Raw genomic sequence first — 1945 nt, 5'->3', positions numbered from 1 at the left:
CTCGACTGAATCAATAGTCTTATTATATAAATATCAGTATATTAAGTGAACTAAATGTATAGATTAATCGATCATAAGCAGCAGATACTTAGACCAAAAGGTGATCAGAGTTTTCACACAGTCTGTGCCATAAGCAGACTGTCGCAACCTTAGACTATTGTTAGCAGTATTAATTGATACGATCGTAAGCTGAAACTTCATTTTTTATGCAGTAAACGATTTGTCTGTAGTTATAATTATACTCTCCATCACCTTTCCACTTATGCATGCACCTTAATACAATCTCATTTTTAGGAGCTATATCCTGATATTTTTTAGATTGTTGGCCTAGTTGGAACATCGCCTCTTCTTCTTCTTTTATACAGTATTCTTGTTGCCTATAGTTAGTTGACCACTTGTTTTTACAGTAGCTTTTAATACCTGAAACAAAAGCATTATCACCAGAATCTTCTCGTTTTACTTTTTTAGATTTATCTAAAGAAAATAAAGTTGCATTACGTACGGTATCCTCATTAACACCCCACTCAACGCGATATTTATAACCGGAAGATGTTATAGCCTGAATAAATTTCATCCCTTGCTCAGGTGATTTATCTAAAACTTCTGCACTTGGAAGGATCTTAAGAAAATCAGCTTTATTTACATTTGCAGGTCGACCACAAATCATATAAAAATTTTCAGATCTTTTTACGTGCATTGTAACTGCATTTTCTAGTCGCTCTAAGGTACAATCTAAGTTCAGTGCTTCTTTAAAGTTAGGTCGACTTAATCCAAGAATCTTTGAGCTATCGAAAGGTAAATTTTCATCCGCTGTGTCGCAAGGCGTGTCTTGAAACGTAATAACACCATTACTATTGCATTTGTATATCTCCGCATAAAGTGGAGAACTAAAAACACATATAGTTACTACGATAATAAATTTACTCAAAATACTCTCCATGATATTTGATATAACTGGCTAAAAACTGCTAACAACTTTATCAGAGGACTCTTTCCCCATTTTAGTGCGAAAAACGTCCTTATTTTGTGAACTTACATTAATAACAAACAGTTTAAGTTATTGCTAGCTATAAAGTAAGCGTCTAGCAAAATGCACCTGCCAGTAACTCGTCAAACCGATTAAACTATTTCTGAATTTCAATTAGGAGATAGCCATGAGAAAAATGCGTAGCCTTGAGCAGTGGCGCAACATTATCGAAGAACAACAAGCCAGCGATTTAACTATTACTGAGTTTTGCCAGCAACATGCCTTATCAAAAACAAGCTTTTATGCGGCACGAAGTAAGCTTACTGCTGCATCTGGTAGTTTTGTTCGCGCAAAAGTCACTAAACACGTTGATCCCACTGAACAGCAACAGCCGATCATTATTGCTATCGGTAACGTGAAAGTCAGCTTGCCATCCACAATGCCTGCCACTTATCTGAGTCAACTGTTACGCGAGCTTGCCTAATGAAAATGTTCGTTGAACCTGCACATATTTACCTCTATCGCGATGCCGTGGATTTTCGAAAATCCATTGATGGTCTGGTCGCAATCGTTGAGGGTGAGCTTGAACGTGATGCCTATACTGGCGCTTTATTTTTATTTTGCAACAAAGCAAAGGATAAACTCAAGCTGGTTTACTGGGATAAAACGGGGTTTGCTTTGTGGTACAAGCGATTAGAAAAGCAAAAGTTCAAATGGCCAAACAAAGCCAGTCTGCAAGAATTTGAGCTCAGTCCAGAGCAACTGGATTGGTTGTTGTCGGGATATGATGTGCTTGGTCATGAAGAGTTGCGGTATAAATCGATGATCTAATCGATCATATTGGCAGTAAATGATCGTTGCCACACCGTCTGTTTTATCTTTGCGTCAAGCAAGAAAACACCGTCAAATTCTGTTAAATTGCGAACATGAAAATTGATGCACACTCACTTCCTGACGACCCAGAACAACTCAAGCGCA

At 37.5% G+C, this 1945-nt stretch carries 3 protein-coding genes; 2 read left to right on the top strand and 1 reads right to left on the bottom strand.

What is annotated here, in order from left to right; translation table 11 throughout:
• Window positions 1-169 precede the first annotated feature (169 nt).
• On the bottom strand, window positions 170-928 hold the full coding sequence (locus H5187_RS23335; protein WP_182798452.1) for a DUF4124 domain-containing protein: 759 nt from the start codon (window positions 926-928) through the stop codon (window positions 170-172).
• A gap of 226 nt (window positions 929-1154) precedes the next feature.
• Here H5187_RS23335 and tnpA point away from each other — a divergent pair, with 226 nt between their 5' ends.
• Window positions 1155-1451 (top strand): IS66 family insertion sequence element accessory protein TnpA, encoded by a 297-nt coding sequence (gene tnpA / locus H5187_RS23330; RefSeq protein WP_182798451.1) that lies wholly within the window; start codon window positions 1155-1157, stop codon window positions 1449-1451.
• Entirely contained in the window at window positions 1451-1798 is a 348-nt protein-coding gene (gene tnpB / locus H5187_RS23325; RefSeq protein WP_182762794.1) for an IS66 family insertion sequence element accessory protein TnpB, read from the top strand. The genes tnpA and tnpB overlap by 1 nt, the downstream gene beginning before the upstream one ends.
• The last annotated feature ends 147 nt before the right edge of the window (window positions 1799-1945 follow it).

The sequence above is a fragment of the Pseudoalteromonas sp. SG44-1 genome, from assembly GCF_014164315.1.
In the GTDB taxonomy this organism is placed as follows: Bacteria; Pseudomonadota; Gammaproteobacteria; order Enterobacterales; family Alteromonadaceae; genus Pseudoalteromonas; species Pseudoalteromonas rhizosphaerae.
The sequence above is the reverse complement of the archived record's forward strand: the minus strand, read 5'-3'. Positions and strand labels throughout refer to the sequence as shown.

Excerpts from the sequence above, each read along its gene's own strand:
- tnpA (WP_182798451.1), top strand. The coding sequence starts at position 1,155 with ATGAGAAAAATGCGTAGCCTTGAGCAGTGGCGCAACATTATCGAAGAA.
- tnpB (WP_182762794.1), top strand. The coding sequence starts at position 1,451 with ATGAAAATGTTCGTTGAACCTGCACATATTTACCTCTATCGCGATGCC.